The sequence below is a fragment of the Delftia sp. Cs1-4 genome (genome assembly GCF_000214395.1).
Classification (GTDB): Bacteria; Pseudomonadota; Gammaproteobacteria; order Burkholderiales; family Burkholderiaceae_C; genus Comamonas; species Comamonas acidovorans.
This window is the reverse complement of sequence record NC_015563.1, coordinates 2,602,003-2,621,185: the sequence shown is the minus strand read 5'-3', so window position 1 is coordinate 2,621,185 and position 19,183 is coordinate 2,602,003. Positions and strand designations below refer to the sequence as shown.

Below are 19,183 nucleotides of genomic sequence, written 5' to 3'. Positions count from 1 at the left end.
CCGTCGTGCCGGTGTGCATGGATGTCAATCCGCATACGGGGCGAACGGCTGCGCCGCCGCCTCGGCAGATTGCTCGATCTCGGTCATGCGCACCAGGTCCAGCAGGTTGAAGCGGCCGTCATGGTGCCAGCCGGCCTCGGGCATGCTCATGGAGCCGATGGCGCTGATGCGTGTGACGCCGGCCGCGCCCAGCAGGCCCGCCAGCCGGTACAGCTGCTCGGGCGAGGCGGCAATGCCGGCCGTCTGCAGGTAGTCACGCTGCGCGGCCACCACGGGCACGGCGTCATCCAGGCGGTCCACGCCCACCACGGCAATCGTGCGGTACAGGGCCGTGGGCGCCAGCGGCTGCAGGCTGTCGCTGTAAGCCACGCTCCAGGGTGCGTCAACGGGTCCCAGCAGTTGCTGCGCGTCGCCCGACCATTCCACGGACTGCTGCCAGCGGGCCACGGCGGCGCCCTCCTCCAGCTCCAACGGCCGGCGCGCAAAGCGACGCTGCAGGTTGGCCAGCTCGGCCGCCAGATAGTCGGCAAAAGCACGCGCAGAGACGGGGGCGCCGCGCTCCACGTAGAAGACATGGGGCGAGTAGCAGCCCTGCTGGTCGTAGCGCATCACGTCCCAGGCCGCCAGCCGCGCCACGGCGGGCGCCTTGAGCGTGTCCAGCGCGGCAGCGCCCACCATGCCAAAGCCCAGCTTGTGGCCGTGCGGCAGAAAGCGCGTGGTCACGGGCAGGCGCTGGCGCAGTGCCTGCAGCGTCTGGTTGCCGCCGTAGGCGAGCACGGTGTCGGCCTCGGCGTGGAGCGCGGCGGCGGCATCTCCATTCGCGCCATCCGCCCCATCCACACCCCCCGCACCGCTCCACCACACCACGGCCAGGCAATCGGCCAGCGGCGGGTGCACCTCGGCCAGCAGCCGTGCGAACCAGCCCGCGAACAGCGGCTCGGCGCTGGCCAGCTTGCCAATGGCGGGCGCCTTGACCAGCAGGCCGCAGACCAGGCTCCACAGGGACAGCGCAGGCACATTGCCGGCCCAGCTGTGCATCAGCAGGTCAGGCCCGAAGGCACGCACCGCGCCGCCCTTGGGCGCGGGCTGGAAGCCGTCGAGCACGGCCGGGTTGGCAAAGTCCTCGGCCACGAAGCGCCGCAGCTGCGCGGCGCGAAAGGTCTTGAAGAAGCCCGTCAGCCCCATGCGTACCATGTCGGCGTCATAGCCGCTGACCACGGGCAGCCAGGTCTCGGCCTGGCGCCGATAGGGATCGCTGCGGTCCAGCAGGCGGGCGATGGCGCGGTCGATGGCATCGATGATCTCGGCCACGGGCATGGCCCTGAGGTGGCGGTCGGCGGCTCGGCGCACATGGGCTGCCAGCGCATGCATCTGCGGGCCGGTCAGCAGGGGCACGGAGACTTCCAGCCGCACGCCGCCGCGTTCGAAGGGCAGCACATGCCACTGCACCTCGTCCTCGCGCAAACCAGGCAGTTCGGGCAGGTAGCCGGCCGTGATCCGCTCGATGTTCATGCAGCAGCGGCCTTCACGAATTCATCGACCGCCAGCGAGCAGCCCTTGGCCGCTGCGCCCTCGGCACGCCCCAGCAACAGGAAACCGCTGTTCTCGCCATGGCCGGCCCACAGGCCCACATCCTCGGTGAGGATGGTGGTGACCGCGTTGTAGTTGGCCAGGTCGCAGTGCACGAGAATGCCGCGCTCGCCGGGCGCCACGCTGCGGCCGGTGACGGGCTCGACCAGGCGCGAGCGCATCCAGTGCGGCCCCGACTTGACCGAGGGCAGCGTGGCATTGCCGTCGTCGTAGAACTGCGTGCTCAACTCGGTCATGCCGTACATGTTGATGCAGTGGCTGCGCGGCACGCCCAGCAACCGGGACAGGTCGGCGTAGAAATCCTCCAGCGGCAGCTCGCGCGACTGGCCCTTGTAGCCGCCCGTGTCCAGAATGCGGCTGCCCGGCGGCAGACGGAAGCTGCGGCCCTGCTCGCGCAGTGCGTCCATCACATGCACCAGGCTGAAGCTGGCGCCCAGCAGCGCATAGGGGCGGCCGCTGCGCTCGGACTCCTCCAGCACGGCGCACAGGCCGGGCATGTCCAGTCCTTCGGGGGTGAGGAAGTAGCGGCTGTCAGGAGTGCCGAATTCCGTCTTGGCCAGCGCCAGGTAGTGGGCCAGCGAAGAGTTGGGCATGGCCTGCTCGTCGGGAAAGAGGATGCCCATGGGCAGGCGCTCGTGCCCGGCCATGAAGCGCTGCGCGAAGTTGCGCGTCATCGACGCATCGTAGACATCGAGCGCGGGATGGAAGTGGCGCCCGCGCGAAGACAGCCCCTTGGCCTGGCCCGTGGTGCCGCTGGTCATGAACACGCGCTCCGTGGGCGAGGCCGGCTCGCTGCGCAGCTCCATGGCCTTGAACGCGTCAATCGGCACGGCGGGAATGTCGCTCCAGGTCTTCACATTGCGCAGCGTGGCGCCGCGCCGCTGGCAGAAGCTGCGAAACGGCGCATTCGATTCGTATTGGTAGGCGAACAGCCGCAGGGCCAGTGCGTCGAACTGCTCGTCGGTGCAGCCGTCCATGGCGATGAATGCAAGCAGGTCTGCGACCAGAGAAGCCGCCTGGGGCCGGGCCTTGTCCATGGAATTCCTTCGAGAGCTGGGACGTGATGCTCCGAAGGCTCCCCCGCCCGTGGCGCATGGGCGGCCACGCAGGGGTGCAAGCTCTTCTTCCGCCGGAATGACCCGGTTCAAGTTCTCGGGTGTGGATCTCAGCACTGGCGTGCACCCCGGAGCGGAGGGCTATCTTACAGCAGGGTCGCCAAGGGTGCAGGACCGGGACAATCCTGCTGCGGGCCGTATCAGCCCACGGCCGTCAGCCGCCGCATCACCCACTCCACGGGCCCCTGCGCCACCTTCTTGCTCCAGGCCCAGGCGGCCAGGCTGGCGATGATCACGTACAGCGCGGCGGCCACGGCCACTTCGCGCAGGCTGCGTGAACCGTCCAGCGCGCCCATGGCTTCCAGCAGGCCCATGCCGATGAGGATGTGTGCCAGGTACAGGGTCAGCGTCATGCGCCCGGCCGGCAGCAGGCCGCGCCACGGTCCAGCGGGCCAGCGGTCGGCCAGCCGCAGGCAGGCGCCGATGGCAATGCTGGCGCAGCCCAGGCCCATCAGCAGGTAGGCTGGGCCGGGCGGCATGGGGCCGGTGGCCAGCCAGGCAGCCCATTCACTCTGTGCCGCAAGTGCCGAGACGGCGCAGGCCAAGCCCACCATCGCAACACCGCAAGCTACCAGGCCCCATTGCACGCGCGGCTCGGCCAGCGGCAGGCGCGCCAGCAGCATGCCGCAGAGGAAGAACGCAAACCAGGGCAGCACCGGATGGAAGCCGTTGAACAGCAGGTTGCGCGCAAAGCCGGCAGGCTCCCACAGGCCCTGATAGGAGAGGTTGGCCCAGTCCCAGCCCTGGCTGTAGTCCAGCTGCAGCAAGGCCCAGGCGGACAGCACGGCCACGGCCGCCATGCCGGCCAGCAGTGCAGCGGCGCCGGCCTGCAGCCAGGCGATGGCCAGCACGAAGTAGACCGCGTAGTAGTGAATGATGTCGGCCGGAAAGATCAGCAGGTTCATGCCACCGGCCACCAGCAGGAACAGCGCGCGGCGCAGTGTCCAGAGGCGCGCCGTGGCCGGCTCCAGCGAGCGCGTGGCCAGCACCAGGCCCAAGCCTGCCAGCACCACGAATGTGGCCGAGGCCTTGCCCTCCAGAAAATGGAAGAACGACAGCAGCCAGCCAGGCTCCTGCAGCGCGGGATGCATGGCCTGCTTGAAGTTGACGAACACCATGCCTGCCAGCGCCAGGTAGCGCGCCAGGTCCAGCCCCGCCAGGCGAGCGCCCCTGCCGGTGGCGTGCCTCATGTCGCGCCCCCCCGTGCCTCGCCTCCAAGAAGGCAGGCCAGCAAGGCGGGATGCAGCACATCGACCCCTTCATCCGCCCCCGCGTCTTCTTGCGGCGTCACCGCCAGCGCAAAGCGCAGCGCATCGCTTTCCACGGCATCCAGCAGCAGTTGCGCAGCCAGGCGCACGGGCACGGCGGGCCGCAAGAGGCCCTGCTGCGCCCCGCGCTCCATGAAGCCTGCCAGGCCGTCGAGCATGCGCCTGCGGTTGGCCTCGAAGGCCGGCGCCAGCCCGGGCGAACGCGCGATCTCGGACAGGCATTCGGCGCTGAGCACGGCCCATTCCCGCTGGCGGCACAGCGCCTGGTAGGCGGCCAGGAATTGCGCCACCACAGGCAGCGAAGGGGCTGCGGCCCGCTCCAGCGCCTGCAGCAAGGGCAGCAGCTCGGTCTGCTCCTGCGTGGCGACCTCGGCAATCAAGGCCTGCTTGCTGTCGAAGTGGTTATACAGGTTGCCCAGGCTCACCGAGGCAGCCTGCGCAATGTCGCGCATGCTGGTGCAGTGAAAGCCGCGCTCCACGAAGCACTGCAGGGCGGCCTCCACGATGACAGCCCGGCGCTCGCTGATGTCTTCTTTCTTTTTCATGCCCCGAATAATGAACGAACGTTCATTCATAGTCAACACCGGGGCATGGAATCACAGCGGCGGCTGGGGGCCCACGCCGGAAGGAACGGCCTCCTCGTTGGGCCTGCAGGGCTGGCGCAGCATGCGCCGGCAGTCCGGCAGCTGCCGCTCATGGGCATAGGCGATGTGGCCCAGCACGATCTTCGACGGCCGGCTGCGGTCCAGCCAGACGGTGTTGGTCGAAGGCGTGGACAGATGGTCGAAGGCCCAGTACCCGGTCTGCGAAGGCGTGTCCAGGGTCACGCGCAGGCTGGAGCCCGCGCGGAACACATGGGCGAATTTCTGGATTTCCACGCGCATCGGCGTGGGCTCGCCGGGGCGCAGCGGGCGCACGGCGGCCTCGGTGAAATCGCCCCAGGGCCGCAAGGCGGTGGAGCGCTGGCCGTCCAGCGCGCGCATGGAGGCACGCAGCCAGCCACGCTGCACGAACATCTCCAGGCCGTCGGGACGCACTTCCGAGACGGTGACCTGCACATCGGTATCGCCGGCCGTGGCGCTGAGCCACAGGTCCAGCGAAGCCTCGCCATAAAAGCTCAGCGCGCGCGGCAGCGGGGCCGTGGTGAAACGCAGCAGGCCCTGCCCGGCGGGGCTGGCCGTCCATTGGCCCGCGCCGGACTCGGTGTCCGCGTCGGGATGGTTGGCCTCGGCGCCCGGCAGCGGGTAGCGGTAGCTGGCCGACTGGCGCTCGGCCTGCGGGGGCGCATCGCCCAGCCCGCCGCCAGGCTGCAGCCACAGCGTCATGGGCGTGACGCGCACGGGCAGCCGGTCAAAGCTGGCCACGGCCGAGGGGCGCAGCTGCCCATAGTCGCCCCCACCGTTCATCCACTGCATTTCCTGCGCCAGCAGCACGCGGGGCGTGTGCTCGAAGCCATTGCTCTCGCCCTTGAGAAAGCGCGCGTAAAAGCGCTTCATGGTCTCGCGCAGAAAGGGGGCGTTGTCGGTGTGGTGGTCGCCGTTGGAGCTGATCAGCCACATCTTGTCCGGGGCGATGCTGTCCTCGTAGTAGCCCATGCGGGTGCCCACCTGCTCGTCCTGCCAGGACTGGGTGCCCAGCGTGGGGATATCGATGCGGTGCGTGGAGTTCATGGCGCTCTTGAGCGCGTAGCGGGCGCCGAAGAAGCGGTCCTCGTCCAGCCAGCGCGCCATGTCCAGGTCGGGGCGCTGGATCTTGCGGATGTTGTCCTCCACGACCTGGGCGCATCCGGTATCGCCATCCAGCGCCCTGGCATCGTCGGCGGCCTGGCGCCATATCGCGGGGAACTGCCGCCACCAGTTGGCGGGAAAGCCGATGTTCTGGATGCCGCCCGGATAGGCCACGTCGCGGTAGGGATCGGCCACGTTCTTGCCCGGCGCGATCGCCTTGAGGCTGGGCGGACGCTGTGCCGCCACCCACAGCTGGTCGTAGCCCGAATACGAATAGCCCACCATGCCCACCTTGCCCGTGGACCACGCCTGGCGTGCCGCCCACTCCACCGCATGCGCCCCGGCCGCGCCCACGGAGGCGTCGGCCCACTGGTTCTCGCCGGTGGAGCAGCCCGTGCCGGGCACGTTCAGGCCCATCACGGCATAGCCTTCCTTGGTCCACTCCTGGGTGGTCTGTTCCGTGACCGAGCCCGATCCGTAGCCGTCGTACTCCATCAGCACGGGAAACGGCCCCGGCCCCTTGGGAAAGACCACCGAATAGCGCATCTTGTTGCCGTCAGGCAGCTGGATGTAGCCCCAGATGCGCGGCCCGGGATTGGTGCTGCCCGAAGAGCCCCCGCCGCAGGCCGCAAGGCCCAGGGCAAGGGTGGCGATGCCGGCCGCGCCGAGCCACGCGCGGGAATGGCGAAAAGTCATCATGGATGGTCCTCCTGGTTGCTGATGCAGTCATGCCCGCAAGGGGGCAGGCCGCAATGTAGGACCGTCCGGGCACATGGCGCACGCACAGGCTGAAGGGGGGCTGAAGGGGCGCTGAAGTGGCGCTGAAGCGCGCCTGAAGACAGGCTGAAGGCGAACGCGGCCAGTCGCCACGGCCCTCGGCCCCGGGGGCGGCATGAACTGGCACGACATGGTGATGGCGCTTGGAGCGACGGAACTATCCATCGCCCCCGCAGTCGAACGGCCTTCGCTGGAGACCTCAACGCATAACAGCCCGGCCCACACTCCATCGTTGCCGATGGAGCCACTGCCTGAACAGGCAAAGGTGAAACTGTCATGCAATGTCCCGCCTGCCGAGATGCCACGCTCATCATCTCCGAGCGCCAGAACATAGAGATCGATTACTGCCCTCAGTGCCGCGGAGTCTGGCTGGACCGCGGAGAACTGGACAAGCTCATCGAGCGCTCCGCCGCCCAGGCACCCGCAGCGCCAACAGCCTATGAACGCCCGCAGGAACGGCGCGCGGGCCCTGACGGATCCCATGACCGGCGCGAGCACTCCAGCCACGATGGTTACCGCCGCAAGAAGCGCGAGGGCTTTCTCTCCGATCTTTTCGACTTCTAGCACCAGGGCAAGTCCGCTGCGCCGGCATCGGGACATGGTAGCCGCGCCCCACTATGATTCGGCTTTCAGTTCCTTGTCCCCATGCCCCGCGCCCGCACACCCAAGCCCGCTCCTGCCGCAGAGAACACGGCCCCGTCCAGCACTGCAGCGCCGGGGCCGTCCATCGACGCCTCCTTCCTGCACACCCTCGTGGGCTACAACGCCCGGCGTGCCTCGCTGTCCATCATCGAAGTGTTCGTGGAGCGCATGGCCACCCACGATCTCAAGATGGTGGAGTTCTCCGTGCTCTCCCTGGTGTCCCACAACCCCGGCATCACGTCGCGCCAGCTGTGCGCGGCGCTGGATGTGATGCCGCCCAACCTGGTGGGCCTGATCGCAGCGCTGGAGCGCCGCAAGCTGATCGAGCGGCGCACCCACCCCACCGACCGCCGCGCCGTGGGCGTGCACCTGACGCCGGCTGGCGCCGAGCTCACGGCCCGGGCGGAAAGAACGGCGGCGGAATTGGAAATGGATGCCACCTACCGCCTGACCGACGCCGAGCGCAGGACGCTGATCCAGCTGCTGCAGAAGATCTACAACTGAGCGCGCTCAGTCCGCCTTCTCCGCTGCCGGCTGCTCCAGCCCCAGCAGCCGCACCGCGTTGCCCTTGAGGATGCCGGGCATCACCTCGGGTTTGAAGCCGGCTTCCTGGAAATCCTTCATCCAGCGCTCGGGCGTGATCAGCGGATAGTCGCTGCCGAAGAGCACGCGGTCCTTGAGCAGGGTGTTGGCGTACTGCACCAGCTGCCGGGGAAAGTACTTGGGGCTCCAGCCCGACAGATCGATCCAGACATTGGGCTTGTGCAGGGCCACGGACAGGGCCTCGTCCTGCCAGGGAAAGCTGGGGTGGGCCATCACGATCTGCATGTCGGGGAAGTCGATGGCCACGTCGTCCAGGTGCATGGGATTGCTGTAGGCCAGGCGCAGGCCGCCGCCGCAGCGCATGCCGCTGCCAATGCCGCTGTGGCCCGTGTGGAAGATGGCCGGCAGTTGGTACTCGGCCACCACCTCGTAGATCGGCCAGGCCATGCGGTCGTAGGGATGGAAGCCCTGCACCGTGGGGTGGAACTTGAAGCCCCTGACGCCCTCTTCCTCGATCAGCCGCCGCGCCTCGCGCGCGCCCATGCGGCCCTTGTGCGGATCGATGCTGGCGAAGGCCACCATCATGTCGCTGTTGGCCCGCGCAGCCTCGGCGATCTCCTCGTTGGGAATACGGCGCCGGCCCAGCTGCGATTCGCTGTCCACCGTGAACATCACCAGGCCCAGGTTGCGCTCACGGTAATAGGCCACGGTCTCGGCAATGGTCGGGCGCCGGCCGTTGCCGAAGTACTTGTCGGCGGCGCGGTCGTACTCCTCGCCGTAGTTGTCGAACGGGTTCCAGCAGCTCACCTCGGCATGCGTGTGGATGTCGATGGCAATCAGTTTTTCGTGGTCCATGTCTGTCTCCTGTGCGGCCTGCTGCCTGCCCCGGCATCAAGGGGAAGTCCCAATAAGAAATTCGCAAAGGCCGCTTGAATTGGTTATTAAATATAACCAAAATCGCGGCCATCAGAAAGCGATGCGGATGCGGGCAACGGCTGCCACGCAACGGTTTCGCGCTGAGGCTTCACACCACCTTCCGAGGAGACAGACATGGACAGAAAGATCCACAAGACCCGTTCCCGCGCCTTGCCGGCCACGCTGGCCGCCGCCCTTCCCGCCCTGCTGCTGTCGGCCTGCGGCGGCTCGAGCGACGGCATCGCGCAGCTGGCCGAGGCCCGCCCCGCCACGCTGCTGTCGTGCACGGACCTGGCCGCGAAAATATCCTTCCCCAACACCCGCATCACCGCCGCCGAGACCGTGGCCGCCGGCACGCTGACGGTGGCAGGCAAGCCCATTGCCGAGCACTGCCGCGTGACCGGCCGCATGCACGAGCGCGTCAGCACCGTCGATGGTCAGAACTACGCCGTGGGATTCGAGATGCGCCTGCCGCGCGACTGGAACGGGCGCTTTTTCTACCAGGCCAACGGCGGCCTGGACGGCAGCGTGAGCACGGCCGTGGGCGCACTGGGCGGCGGGCCGCTGGGCAATGCGCTGCAGATGGGCTTTGCCGTGCTCAGCTCCGATGCGGGGCATGCAGGCAGCCTGGGCCCCTTCTTCGGCCTGGACCCGCAGGCGCGGCTGGACTACGGCTACCAGGCCGTGGGCAAGCTCACGCCCATGGCGCGCAGCGCGCTGCAGACGGCCTATGGCAAGGGCCCGGACCGCTCCTACCTGGGCGGCTGCTCCAACGGCGGGCGCCACGCCATGGTGGCGGCCTCGCGCTATGCCGACCAGTACGACGGCATCATTGCCGGCAACCCCGGCACGCGCCTGCCGCTGGCGGCCATTGCCAACATTGCCGGCGCCCAGGGCTATGCGAAGCTGGCCACCACGCCCGCCGACCTGGGCACGGGCTTCACCCAGGCCGAGCGCCGCCTGGTCAGCCAGGCCGTGCTGGCCCGGTGCGATGCGCTGGACGGCGCCACCGACGGCATGGTGCAGGCCGGCGCAGCCTGCCAGGCGAGCTTCGACCTGGCGCGCGACGTGCCCACCTGCGGCGGCGCGCGCGACGGCAGCTGCCTCAGCGCCGAGCAAAAGAGCACCATTGCCGGCCTGTTCAAGGGCGCCACCACCAGCGGCGGCAGCCGCATCTACAGCAGCTTCCCGTATGACGCAGGGCTGGATACGGCCGGCTGGGCCGGCTGGAAATTCTCCAACTCGCTGAACCTGGACACCGGCGCCGTGGGCCTGGTCTGGCAGGCGCCACCCGAGAACCCGGCCAGCTTCAACGGCCCGCAGTTCGCGCTGACAGGCAGCGTGGACAGCATGCTGGCCAAGGTCCAGGCCACTACGGCGCTGTACACCGAAAGCGCGCTGTCCTTCATGCTCCCGCCCGACTACGGCAAGCTGCCCGTGCTGCGCAACCGGGGCGCCAAGCTCATGGTCTACCACGGCACGGCCGATCCCATCTTCTCCAGCGACGACACCGTGCAGTGGTACGACACGCTGCGCCGCAACCATGGCGACGCCGCCGACTTCGCCCGCCTGTACCTGGTGCCCGGCATGAACCACTGCAGCGGCGGCCCGGCCACCGAGCAGTTCGACATGCTCAGGTCCCTCGTGGCCTGGGTGGAGAAAGGCCAGGCGCCAGACCGCGTGATCGCCAGTGCGCGCGGCGCAGGCAATGCGGGCGGCGTCAACGCCGACCTGCCCGCCACCTGGTCGCCCACGCGCACCCGGCCGCTGTGCCCCCATCCGCTGGCCGCCCACTACAACGGCAGCGGCGACATGGAAAGCGCTGCCAGCTTCAGCTGCCGCTGACCGTGCACTGAAGGCGGGCGGCGCCTGAACGGTCTCCTGAACGGCCCGCCCCCTCCGCCCTCATCCACCCCTTGTCCGCAGTCCCGCCCCCGGCGGGGCCGGGCCCCGCTGCGCCTGAAAAAAAGGCGCACGGACACCCACGCCAAGACGGCAACGATTTTTCAAACCAGAGGAGACATCACCATGCAAAAAACCCCTTCCCCGCTGACCCTGGCGGCCGCCGCCGTGCTGGCCCTGGCCGGCTCCAGCACCAGCTTCGGCGCCTTCGCGCAAGGCACCTCCAGCGTCACGCTCTACGGCATCGTCGATGTGGGCGTGGAGCACCTGAACAACGTGGCGGCGGGCGGCGGTCTCAGCCGCATGCCATCGACCACCAGCCTGGTGCCCTCGCGCTGGGGCCTGCGCGGCAGCGAGGACCTGGGCGGCGGCCTCAAGGCCATCTACACGCTGGAGTCGGGCTTTGCGCCCGACCAGGGCACCTTCAACCAGGGCGGGCGCGGCTTTGGGCGCCAAAGCTGGGTGGGACTGGGCGGCAACTGGGGCAGCCTGACCATGGGCCGCCAGAACTCCATGCTGTTCTGGTCGCTGCTCGATTCGGACATCATCGGCCCGGCCGTCTTCGCCATGGGCTCGCTGGACGCCTACATTCCCAACTCGCGCGCCGACAACATGCTGGCCTGGCGCGGCAACTTCGGCGGCCTGGCACTGGGCGCGGGCTACAGCTTCGGGCGCGATGCCGTCAACGCAGGCCCCAGCCCCGCGGGCACCAACTGCCCGGGCGAGAGCGGATCGGACACGCAGGCCTGCCGCCAGTGGTCGCTGTATGCCAAGTACGACACGCCCGTCTGGGGCCTGGCGCTGGGCTACGAACAGCAAAACGGCCGCACGCCGGCCTCGTCCACCGACCCGGTGTTCGGCGGCATGACCTCCAGCGCCAAGCATGACGAGCGCCTGCACCTGGGCGGCTACTTCAAGCTGGCCGGCGTGAAGGTCGGCGGCGGCCTGCTGCGCCGCGACAACGATGGCGACGCCGTCAAGCCGCGCAGCAACCTCTGGTATGTGGGCGCCTCGTACCCGGTCACCGAGGCGCTGGTGCTCGAAACCCAATGGCTGACGCTGCGCTACCGCGGCGTGTCGGGCTACGACTCCGACCTGCTGGTGGCACGCGCCATCTACAACCTGTCCAAGCGCACGGCGGTCTACACCCAGCTCGGCCACATCCGCAACGACCGCCTGGCCACCGTCTCGGTCAGCGGCGGCGCCCCGGGCAGCAACACCGCGCCGGGCCGCTCGCAGACCGGCATCAACGTCGGCATCCGCCACATGTTCTGAGCCTGTTCTTTCCAGCTTTTCCTTTTTTCGATTTCACCAGGAGACATCCATGCAGATACATCGCCGTCATTTCGTCCAGGCCCTGGGCAGCGCCGCCGCCCTGGGGTCGCTGTCGCCACTGCAGGCCCTGGCCCAGGCGCTGGACCAAGTCAAGATCATGTACGGCTTTCCGGCAGGCAGCTCGGGCGACAGCGTGGCCCGCCGCGTGGCCGAGCGGCTGGGTGGCACGCCCTACAGCAAAGGGCCGGGCTTTGTGGAAAACAAGCCCGGCGCCGGTGGCCGCATCGCGGTGGAGGCCCTGAAGAACGCCCCGCCCAACGGCTCGGTGCTGGCGCTGGCGCCCGTGTCGGCCTTCTCGGTCTACCCGCACATCTACCCCAAGCTGACCTACAAGCCCGAGGATGCGATCCCCGTCTCCATCGGCGCCGTCATCTACCACGGCCTGGCCGTGGGGCCTGCCGTGCCGGCCGAGGTCAAGACCCTCAAGGACTTCCTGGCCTGGGCCAAGGCCCACCCCGACCGGGCCAACTTCGGCTCGCCGGGCGCGGGCTCCATGCCGCACCTGCTGGGCGCGCTGCTGAGCCTGCGCTCGGGGGTGGAACTCAAGCACGCGCCCTATCGCGGCACCGTGCCCAGCATCACCGACCTGGTGGGCGGGCAGGTCGCGGCCACCATGAACCCCAGCGGCGACTACCTGCAGTACCTGAAGGCGGGCCGCCTGCGCGTGCTGGCCACTTCGGGCAAGCAGCGCTCGCCCTTCCTGCCCGACGTGCCCACCTTCACCGAACTGGGCTTTCCCGATGTCACGGTGGAGGAATGGTTCGGCTTCTACGCTCCCGCCAAGACCCCGGCCACCACCATTGCCAACGCCAACGCGGCCATCACGGCCGCGCTCAAGGACAAGGCCGTGATCGACGGGCTGGCCGCCCTGGGCTTGCTGGCGCGCGGCAGCACACAGCAGGAAATGGCGGCCGACCAGCAGGCCGAGTTCGAGCGCTGGAGTTCGCTGGTCAAGCAGATCGGGTTCACGGGCGAGTCCTGATCAGTCGGCGGCGGGCCCATTCCCCTTCACGGGACAAGGCCACAATCATGCAACAAATAATGTTGCATGAAACAGAACAGCCAATTCTCGGACGTCCTCCATGTGCTGCTGCACATGGCCGAGGGCGATGGACCTGCCACCTCCGACATGCTCGCCGCCGCGCTGCAGACCAACCCGGTCGTGCTGCGCCGGTTGATGTCGGGCCTGCGCGATGCAGGCCTTGTCACCTCCGCCAAGGGCCATGGCGGGGGCTGGGTGCTTTCTTGCGAACTGGACCGCACCACGCTGCGCGACGTGCATGAGGCCCTGGGCGCGCCCGGCCTGGTGGCGCTGGGCTTCAGGGAAGACCGGCCCGAATGCCTGGTCGCCCAGGCCGTGAACGAAGCCCTGAGCAACGCGGTGCAGCAGGCCGAGGCCGCCCTGCTTGCACGCCTGGGCACGGTGACGCTGGCTGCCCTGTCCCAAGACTTCCACGCCCGCCTGGCCCGCCATCGCGCAGCAGGCGGCCAGGGTTGGCACCAACTGCAGGAGCACTCCCATGAAACACGTTGATTTCGCCGTCATCGGCGGCAGCTATGCCGGCCTGTCCGCCGCGCTGCAACTGGCGCGTGCGCGCCGCCAGGTGCTGGTGGTCGATGCCGGGCTGCGGCGCAACCGCTTCGTGGACCAGGCCGGCGAGACATCGCACGGCTTTCTCACCCAGGATGGCGTGGCCCCCGCCCAGATCGCCGCCCAGGCCCGGCAGCAGCTGATGGCCTATCCCACCGTGCAGTGGCTGGACGGCACGGCCGAAGACGCCCGCGTGGCGACCGATGGCCGGCTGGAGTTCCGTGCAGCGGGCACGGCCATCAGCGCCGCCCGCATCGTCCTGGCGCCGGGCGTGCATGACAGCCTGCCGCCCGTGCCGGGACTGGCCGAGCGCTGGGGCCGCAGCGTCTTTCACTGCCCGTACTGCCACGGCTACGAGATGAATGCGGGGCGCATCGGCATCATCGCCAGCTCGGCCCTGGCCCACCATCACGCCGTCATGCTGCCCGACTGGGGCCAGACCACGCTGCTGCTCAACGGCGCCTACACGCCCGGCGCCGAAGAACTTTCCACCCTTGCGCGCCGGGGCACCCAGGTGGAGACCACGCCCATCGCCCGCCTGGAAGGCCGGGCCGACGTGGTGCTGCAGGATGGCCGCCGCCTGGTGATGGACGGCCTGTTCACCCAGCCGCGCACCCGCATCGCCAGCCCCGTGGCCGAGCAGTTGGGCTGCGCCCTGGAAGAAGGCCCCATGGGCACCTTCATCAAGGTCGCGGAAGGCCAGGCCACCAGCGTCCCCAACGTGTTCGCCTGTGGCGACGCGGCTCGCGCGGCCGGCAACGTGGCCATGGCGGTGAGCGATGGCGCCATGGCGGGCATTGGCGCGCACCGGTCGATGATGGGGTGGTGATGGTTGGTGATGGGGTGGTGATGGGGGGCGGGCCTTGGGCCCGTGCATGGACGCAGATCAACTGCCCGCCGGACGATGCGTGGATACAACAACTTCCCATGCTAACTAAATCCGTAAATATAATTAAGACTGATTCTCATTGACATCTACAACATCAAGAGTCCAGTCCATGCACACCACCAACGGCCGCGCGCTGCGGTTCAACTCCATTGTTCTGGCCATGCTGGCCGCCGGCGCCGGGTCCACGGCGATCGCACAGGATGCAGCGCAGGCGCCGACCGCAACGACGCCGACGCTGTCGCAGATCGACGTGCGCGACAAGTATGAGCGCGAGGACCTGCCCACGCTGGCACCGGGGCGCAAGGCCGCCAAGGGTGCACGCCTGGGCATTCTGGGCGCCACCTCCATCGTGGACGCGCCGGTGCATGTCAATGCCTACACCCGCGAGCTGGCCGAGGACTGGTCCGCCCTGTCGCTGCAGGATGTGCTGGAAAACGATGCGGCCGTGGTCTTCACCACCAACAAGGGACATCTGCTGCAGAACTTCAACCTGCGCGGCCTGGATGTGACCGCCATGGACATCGCCACCAACGGCCTGTACGGCGTGGCGCCGGCCAATTCGGTGCCCATCGAGATGTTCGAGCGCGTGGAGGTGATGCGCGGCCCCAACGTGCTGCTGTCCGGCATGCCGCCGCTGGCCAGCGTGGCCGGCTCCGTCAACATGGTCACCAAGCGCGCGCTGGCCCAGCCCATGGCCGACCTGACGGCCACCTACGTCTCGGACTCCTACCTGCAGATGCATGCCGACGTGGGCAGGCGCTTCGGCCCCGAGCAGCGGCTGGGCCTGCGCTTCAACGGCGTCTACGGCTCGGGCGACATGGGCGCCAAGGATGAGAGCCAGAAGCGCCGCGTGGGCGCCCTGGGCCTGGACTACCTGGGCGACAGGGCCCGCTTCTCGCTGGACCTGTACAACAGCATCACCAAGATCGACGGCGGCAGCCCGGGCATGTTCAGCTTCCTGGGCAGCGCGGCCATCCCCGGCGTGGGCCGGCTGCTGGCACCGCCCAGCGGCGACGTGAACATGTTCCGCGGCACCCACGGCCAGTACGACAACAGCGGCCTGCTGGCGCGTGCCGAGGTGGACTTCACGCAGAACTGGCAGGGCTATTTCGCCTTCGGCGCCTCCGAGGCGCAGGGCAAGGGCCTGCTGTTCGGCACCCGCGCCATCGTCACGGGCCTGGATGGCACCACGCGCGGCGCCATCTACAACGTGCACACCGAGTCCGAGCGCCGCACGGCCGAGGCCGGCGTCATCGGCAAGCTGAGCACGGGCAGCGTGCAGCACCGGCTGCAACTGTCGTTCAACATCCTCAAGCACAAGGAAGGCACCTACAACACGGCCTGCAACTACTGCTACACCACCAACATGTACGAGCCGACGACGCCCACCTTCCCGGGCGCGCCGCAGTGGAAGGGCTACACCACCGAAAACGAATTCCGCTCGCTGGCCCTGGCCGACGTGATGAGCTTCGCCAACGACAAGGTGCTGCTGACGCTGGGCGCACGCCACCAGACGGTGAAGACGCCGCTGGTCAACGGCGTGTCGTCCAACTACAGCAAGAGCCGCGTCTCGCCCATGGCCGGCCTGGTCGTGCGGCCCTGGGGCGACAACGTCTCGCTGTACGCCAACTACACCGAAGGCCTGGAGCCCGGCCGCACCGTGGGCGCGGGCTTTGCCAACACCGGCGAGACCCTGGCGCCCATGCAGACCAAGCAGGGCGAGGTGGGCGTGAAGCTGCAGGCGGGCCAGACCACGCACACGCTGAGCGCCTTCCGCATCGAAAAGCCGTCCATCATCACCAACAGCGGCAATGCCCAGGTGCTCGATGGCGAGCAGCGCCTCAAGGGCCTGGAGTGGAGCGCCTTCGGCAAGCTCACGCAGACGCTGTCGCTGCTGGGCGGGGTGGAGTACATCAAGTCGCGCCAGATCAACTCCGGCCGTGAGAACTACGGCGTGCCCAAGCTGCGCGCGCGCATCGGCATCGACTGGGAAACGCCCGTGCAGGGCCTGTCGGTCGGCGGCCGCGTGCTGTACACCGGCTCGCAGTGGGTGGACTCCGGCAACAAGCTGCGCGCCCCGGCCTGGAACCGCTTCGACCTGATGGCCAAGTACGAGACCAGGTTCGGCGCCACGCCCGTGCGCTTCAATGCCAGCGTGGAGAACGTGACGGACAAGAACTACTGGATCGGCATGTTCACCGACGGCTTCGTCATGCCCGGCGCACCGCGCACCTTCCGGCTGTCGGCCACCGTGTCGTTCTGACCGCCTGACGCACTGCGCGGGCCACCCGGCGGGGCGCATGTGTCCCGCCGGGTCTTTTGCTTCCCACGATCGAATTTCCATGCCGTTCTTCACCGTCGCCGGCCTGCTTGCCACCTCGCTGGCCTGCCTGTGCATCTACGCCGCCTCGCCCAACCAGCGGCTATGGGCGGCCGCTTGGCCGCGCCGGCCTGCCCTCCTGGCCGGTGGCGGCCTGCTCGCAGCGGGCTGGCTGGCATTCGCCCAGGACATGCGGACGCTGGCCGCCACGTTCACCTGGCTCACCCTGCTGATGCTGGCCTTTGCCCTGCTGCCCTATATCGGAGCGCTGTTCCATGGCCGACGCACACCCTGAGGCCCGCCCGCGCAAGCCAGCCCCAATCCGGCCGGACTGGATCTCCAAGACCCTGGCCGGCCTGCTGCTGGGCCCGGGCCTGGCGATCAGTGCCAGTGGCCTGCTGGCCGCCCTGCTGCACGGCATGCCGCTGGCAGTGAGCGGGCAGCTGGTCATGTGGCTGGTGCCGCCGGTCTGGCTGCTGGTGCAGTCCCTGGTGTATTTCTTTTCCAGCGGCCTGCGCGCCTGGGCCTGGCTGGGCGGGGCCAACGCGCTGGCCCTGGCCGCCTGGTGGCTGGTGCGCGCGGCAATGCACAGCAGCGCAGGAGGCCTGTCATGAGAGCCGACTACATCCGCATCTACAAATCCGTACACACCTGGACGGGCATCCTCAGCGGCATGGCCTTGTTCATCGCCTTCTACGCGGGTGCGCTGACGGTGTTCAAGGAACCCATCCGGCGATGGTCCACGCCGCCTGCCGCCGTGGTGCAGGCCGTGCCCATGGACGAGGTGCAGCCGCTGATCGCCCGGACCCTGGCCAGCACGCAGGCGGCCGCGCGCGGCGCCATCGTGCAGCTGCAGGGCGACAACGCCATACCGCGCCTGCAATGGCAGGTGCGCGATCCCAACGCCGACGACCATGACGAAAGCGCCGTACGCCACTACACGGCCCAGCTGTCGGCCGACGGCAGCGTGCAGATCAGCGAGCAGCGCCCGTCCCGCCTGGTGGAGTTCATCGACGTGCTGCACCGCGTGGTCGGCCTGCCCGTGGACTCGGACCCCAACCGCTGGATCATGGGCGCGATCTCGGCCCTGTACTTCCTGGCCCTGGTGTCGGGCGTGGTGATCCTGCTGCCCTCGCTGGTCAAGGACTTCTTCGCACTGCGCGTGGGCAGGAACCTCAAGCGCATGTGGCTGGACGCGCACAACGTGGTGGGCATCGTCAGCCTGCCCTTTCATATCGTCATGGCCCTGAGCGCCGTGGTCTTCGCCTACCACGACCAGATCTTCGACGTGCAGGACAGGCTGATCCACGAAGGCCAATGGGCCCAGACCTTTGCGCGCCCCTCGGGCAAGGCCCCGGACGCGCCGGCACGCAGTCCCGCCGACATGCTCAAACCCTCGCAGCTGGTGGAGATCGTCAGGGCCGCCGCGCCCGGCTTCGAGCCCGAAAGACTGCAGTACGCCCAGATCACCGGCCCCAAGCCCACCGTGCGCGTCTGGGGCAGGAATCCCCAGGCCGTATCGCCGCGCGCCGTGGGCGGCTTTGCCATGCTCGATCCGTACAGCGGCAAGCTGATCTCGGCCGACTATCTCCCGGGCGGACAGAGCACGCCCAACCTGTTCATCAGCAGCTTCTTCGCGCTGCACATGGCCTCCTTCGGCGGACTCGCGGTCTGGTGGCTGTACTTCCTGCTGGGCCTGGCCGGCGCGTGGCTGTTCTACGGCGGCAATCTGCTGTGGGTGGAGACGCGGCGCAAGGCCCAACGCAAGGGCGCAGACTTGCCCGTGCAGCGGCGCGACACGACCCTCATGGCCTCGGCCACCGTCGGCGTCTGCCTGGGCTGCGTGGCCGGCATTTCCGCCACCATTGCCGCCGCCAAGTGGCTGCCGGGCCGCGTCGATGACCTGGCCGCATGGCACATGGGTATCTACTACGCCGTGTTCTTCACCAGCATGGCCTGGGCCTTCGTGCGCGGCGCGGCACGCGCGGCCCCGGCCTTGCTGTGGCTGGCCGCTGCCTGCACGGCCGCGATCGCGCTGTCATCGCTGCTGGGCTGGCTGGCGCCAGGCACCGGCGCGTGGGTGGACACCTCGCTGATCGGCCTGGACCTGACGGCCGTGGCCGGCGTGCTGGCCCTGGCCTGGATGGCGCGTGCCACGGCACGGCGCACGCGCAGTGGGCCGCAGGACAGTGTGTGGTCCGCGCCGCGCGACAGGCCGGCGCATCAGGACACCAAGGACTCACCGGCACCGGCCAGCTGACCTGGCCGGCACGCCATGGGAGTGCGCAGGTGGGCCGGTTGCCTGGTGGGCCGGCCCATCCCCGCTGCTGGGTCTATCCGAAAATGGCGCCGCCCGCATCCAGCGAGGGCGGCCGCAGAAGATCGGCATTGACGCCCATGGCCTCGCTGGCCCGCTCCACGGCCTGCCAAAGAGGGGCGGGCATCTGCAGTATTTCCTCGGGGGAGTTCGCGCGGGCAATCCAGTCGCTGATCTCAACGTGCTGCTCGGGGGTGAGCAGGTCCAGGTTCAGCATTTCGTCAATGGTCTTCATCGGGTGTCGGTCTGTCG

The 19,183-nt window shown here is 68.8% G+C and carries 18 protein-coding genes and 1 riboswitch; of the genes, 11 read left to right on the top strand and 7 right to left on the bottom strand.

What is annotated here, in order from left to right; genetic code table 11:
* Positions 1-24: 24 nt before the first annotated feature.
* The 5 genes from DELCS14_RS11535 to DELCS14_RS11515 form a co-directional block, all read right to left on the bottom strand.
* Positions 25-1,512: an acyl-CoA reductase gene (locus DELCS14_RS11535; protein ID WP_013801760.1), complete on the bottom strand. Its 1,488-nt coding sequence runs from the start codon at positions 1,510-1,512 to the stop codon at positions 25-27.
* Positions 1,509-2,627: a long-chain-fatty-acid--CoA ligase gene (locus tag DELCS14_RS11530; protein WP_013801759.1), complete on the bottom strand. Its 1,119-nt coding sequence runs from the start codon at positions 2,625-2,627 to the stop codon at positions 1,509-1,511. The genes DELCS14_RS11535 and DELCS14_RS11530 overlap by 4 nt, the downstream gene beginning before the upstream one ends.
* 67 nt (positions 2,628-2,694) lie before the next feature.
* Positions 2,695-2,786, bottom strand: a riboswitch (TPP riboswitch).
* A gap of 59 nt (positions 2,787-2,845) precedes the next feature.
* A complete protein-coding gene (locus DELCS14_RS11525; RefSeq protein ID WP_013801758.1) occupies positions 2,846-3,895 on the bottom strand; it encodes a DUF418 domain-containing protein in 1,050 nt (349 codons plus the stop codon).
* Entirely contained in the window at positions 3,892-4,518 is a 627-nt protein-coding gene (locus tag DELCS14_RS11520; protein WP_043795991.1) for a TetR/AcrR family transcriptional regulator, read from the bottom strand. Before DELCS14_RS11520 ends, DELCS14_RS11525 begins: the two co-directional genes overlap by 4 nt.
* A 51-nt stretch (positions 4,519-4,569) precedes the next feature.
* The gene (locus tag DELCS14_RS11515) at positions 4,570-6,399 is read right to left on the bottom strand and encodes a CocE/NonD family hydrolase (RefSeq protein ID WP_013801756.1); all 1,830 of its coding nucleotides are present in this window, start codon (positions 6,397-6,399) and stop codon (positions 4,570-4,572) included.
* A gap of 354 nt (positions 6,400-6,753) precedes the next feature.
* Between DELCS14_RS11515 and DELCS14_RS11510 the strand changes: the two genes are divergently transcribed.
* Both DELCS14_RS11510 and DELCS14_RS11505 read left to right on the top strand, forming a co-directional pair.
* Complete coding sequence (locus DELCS14_RS11510; RefSeq protein WP_013801755.1) at positions 6,754-7,041, top strand: zf-TFIIB domain-containing protein; 288 nt, start codon at positions 6,754-6,756, stop codon at positions 7,039-7,041.
* 81 nt (positions 7,042-7,122) lie between these two features.
* Complete coding sequence (locus DELCS14_RS11505; protein WP_013801754.1) at positions 7,123-7,623, top strand: MarR family transcriptional regulator; 501 nt, start codon at positions 7,123-7,125, stop codon at positions 7,621-7,623.
* Between the two features lie 6 nt (positions 7,624-7,629).
* Here DELCS14_RS11505 and DELCS14_RS11500 read toward each other — a convergent pair whose 3' ends face one another.
* Complete coding sequence (locus DELCS14_RS11500; protein ID WP_013801753.1) at positions 7,630-8,517, bottom strand: 4-hydroxyphenyl-beta-ketoacyl-CoA hydrolase; 888 nt, start codon at positions 8,515-8,517, stop codon at positions 7,630-7,632.
* Between the two features lie 195 nt (positions 8,518-8,712).
* On the opposite strand from DELCS14_RS11500, the gene DELCS14_RS11495 reads away from it, so the two are divergent.
* From DELCS14_RS11495 to DELCS14_RS11455, 9 genes are all read left to right on the top strand, one after another.
* Positions 8,713-10,422 (top strand): tannase/feruloyl esterase family alpha/beta hydrolase, encoded by a 1,710-nt coding sequence (locus tag DELCS14_RS11495; protein WP_013801752.1) that lies wholly within the window; start codon positions 8,713-8,715, stop codon positions 10,420-10,422.
* 183 nt (positions 10,423-10,605) lie between these two features.
* Complete coding sequence (locus DELCS14_RS11490; protein WP_013801751.1) at positions 10,606-11,754, top strand: porin; 1,149 nt, start codon at positions 10,606-10,608, stop codon at positions 11,752-11,754.
* A gap of 49 nt (positions 11,755-11,803) precedes the next feature.
* Complete coding sequence (locus DELCS14_RS11485; protein ID WP_013801750.1) at positions 11,804-12,796, top strand: tripartite tricarboxylate transporter substrate-binding protein; 993 nt, start codon at positions 11,804-11,806, stop codon at positions 12,794-12,796.
* A gap of 66 nt (positions 12,797-12,862) precedes the next feature.
* Positions 12,863-13,348: an Rrf2 family transcriptional regulator gene (locus tag DELCS14_RS11480; RefSeq protein ID WP_013801749.1), complete on the top strand. Its 486-nt coding sequence runs from the start codon at positions 12,863-12,865 to the stop codon at positions 13,346-13,348.
* On the top strand, positions 13,335-14,234 hold the full coding sequence (locus DELCS14_RS11475; RefSeq protein ID WP_013801748.1) for an NAD(P)/FAD-dependent oxidoreductase: 900 nt from the start codon (positions 13,335-13,337) through the stop codon (positions 14,232-14,234). Before DELCS14_RS11480 ends, DELCS14_RS11475 begins: the two co-directional genes overlap by 14 nt.
* A 169-nt stretch (positions 14,235-14,403) precedes the next feature.
* Positions 14,404-16,557, top strand: a complete 2,154-nt coding sequence (locus DELCS14_RS11470) for a TonB-dependent siderophore receptor (RefSeq protein WP_013801747.1) — start codon at positions 14,404-14,406, stop codon at positions 16,555-16,557.
* Between the two features lie 79 nt (positions 16,558-16,636).
* Positions 16,637-16,909: a hypothetical protein gene (locus tag DELCS14_RS11465; RefSeq protein WP_013801746.1), complete on the top strand. Its 273-nt coding sequence runs from the start codon at positions 16,637-16,639 to the stop codon at positions 16,907-16,909.
* A complete protein-coding gene (locus tag DELCS14_RS11460; protein WP_013801745.1) occupies positions 16,890-17,228 on the top strand; it encodes a hypothetical protein in 339 nt (112 codons plus the stop codon). The genes DELCS14_RS11465 and DELCS14_RS11460 overlap by 20 nt, the downstream gene beginning before the upstream one ends.
* Entirely contained in the window at positions 17,225-18,874 is a 1,650-nt protein-coding gene (locus tag DELCS14_RS11455) for a PepSY-associated TM helix domain-containing protein (protein WP_013801744.1), read from the top strand. Before DELCS14_RS11460 ends, DELCS14_RS11455 begins: the two co-directional genes overlap by 4 nt.
* 73 nt (positions 18,875-18,947) lie before the next feature.
* Here DELCS14_RS11455 and DELCS14_RS11450 read toward each other — a convergent pair whose 3' ends face one another.
* Positions 18,948-19,166 (bottom strand): hypothetical protein, encoded by a 219-nt coding sequence (locus tag DELCS14_RS11450; protein ID WP_013801743.1) that lies wholly within the window; start codon positions 19,164-19,166, stop codon positions 18,948-18,950.
* Positions 19,167-19,183 lie beyond the last annotated feature (17 nt).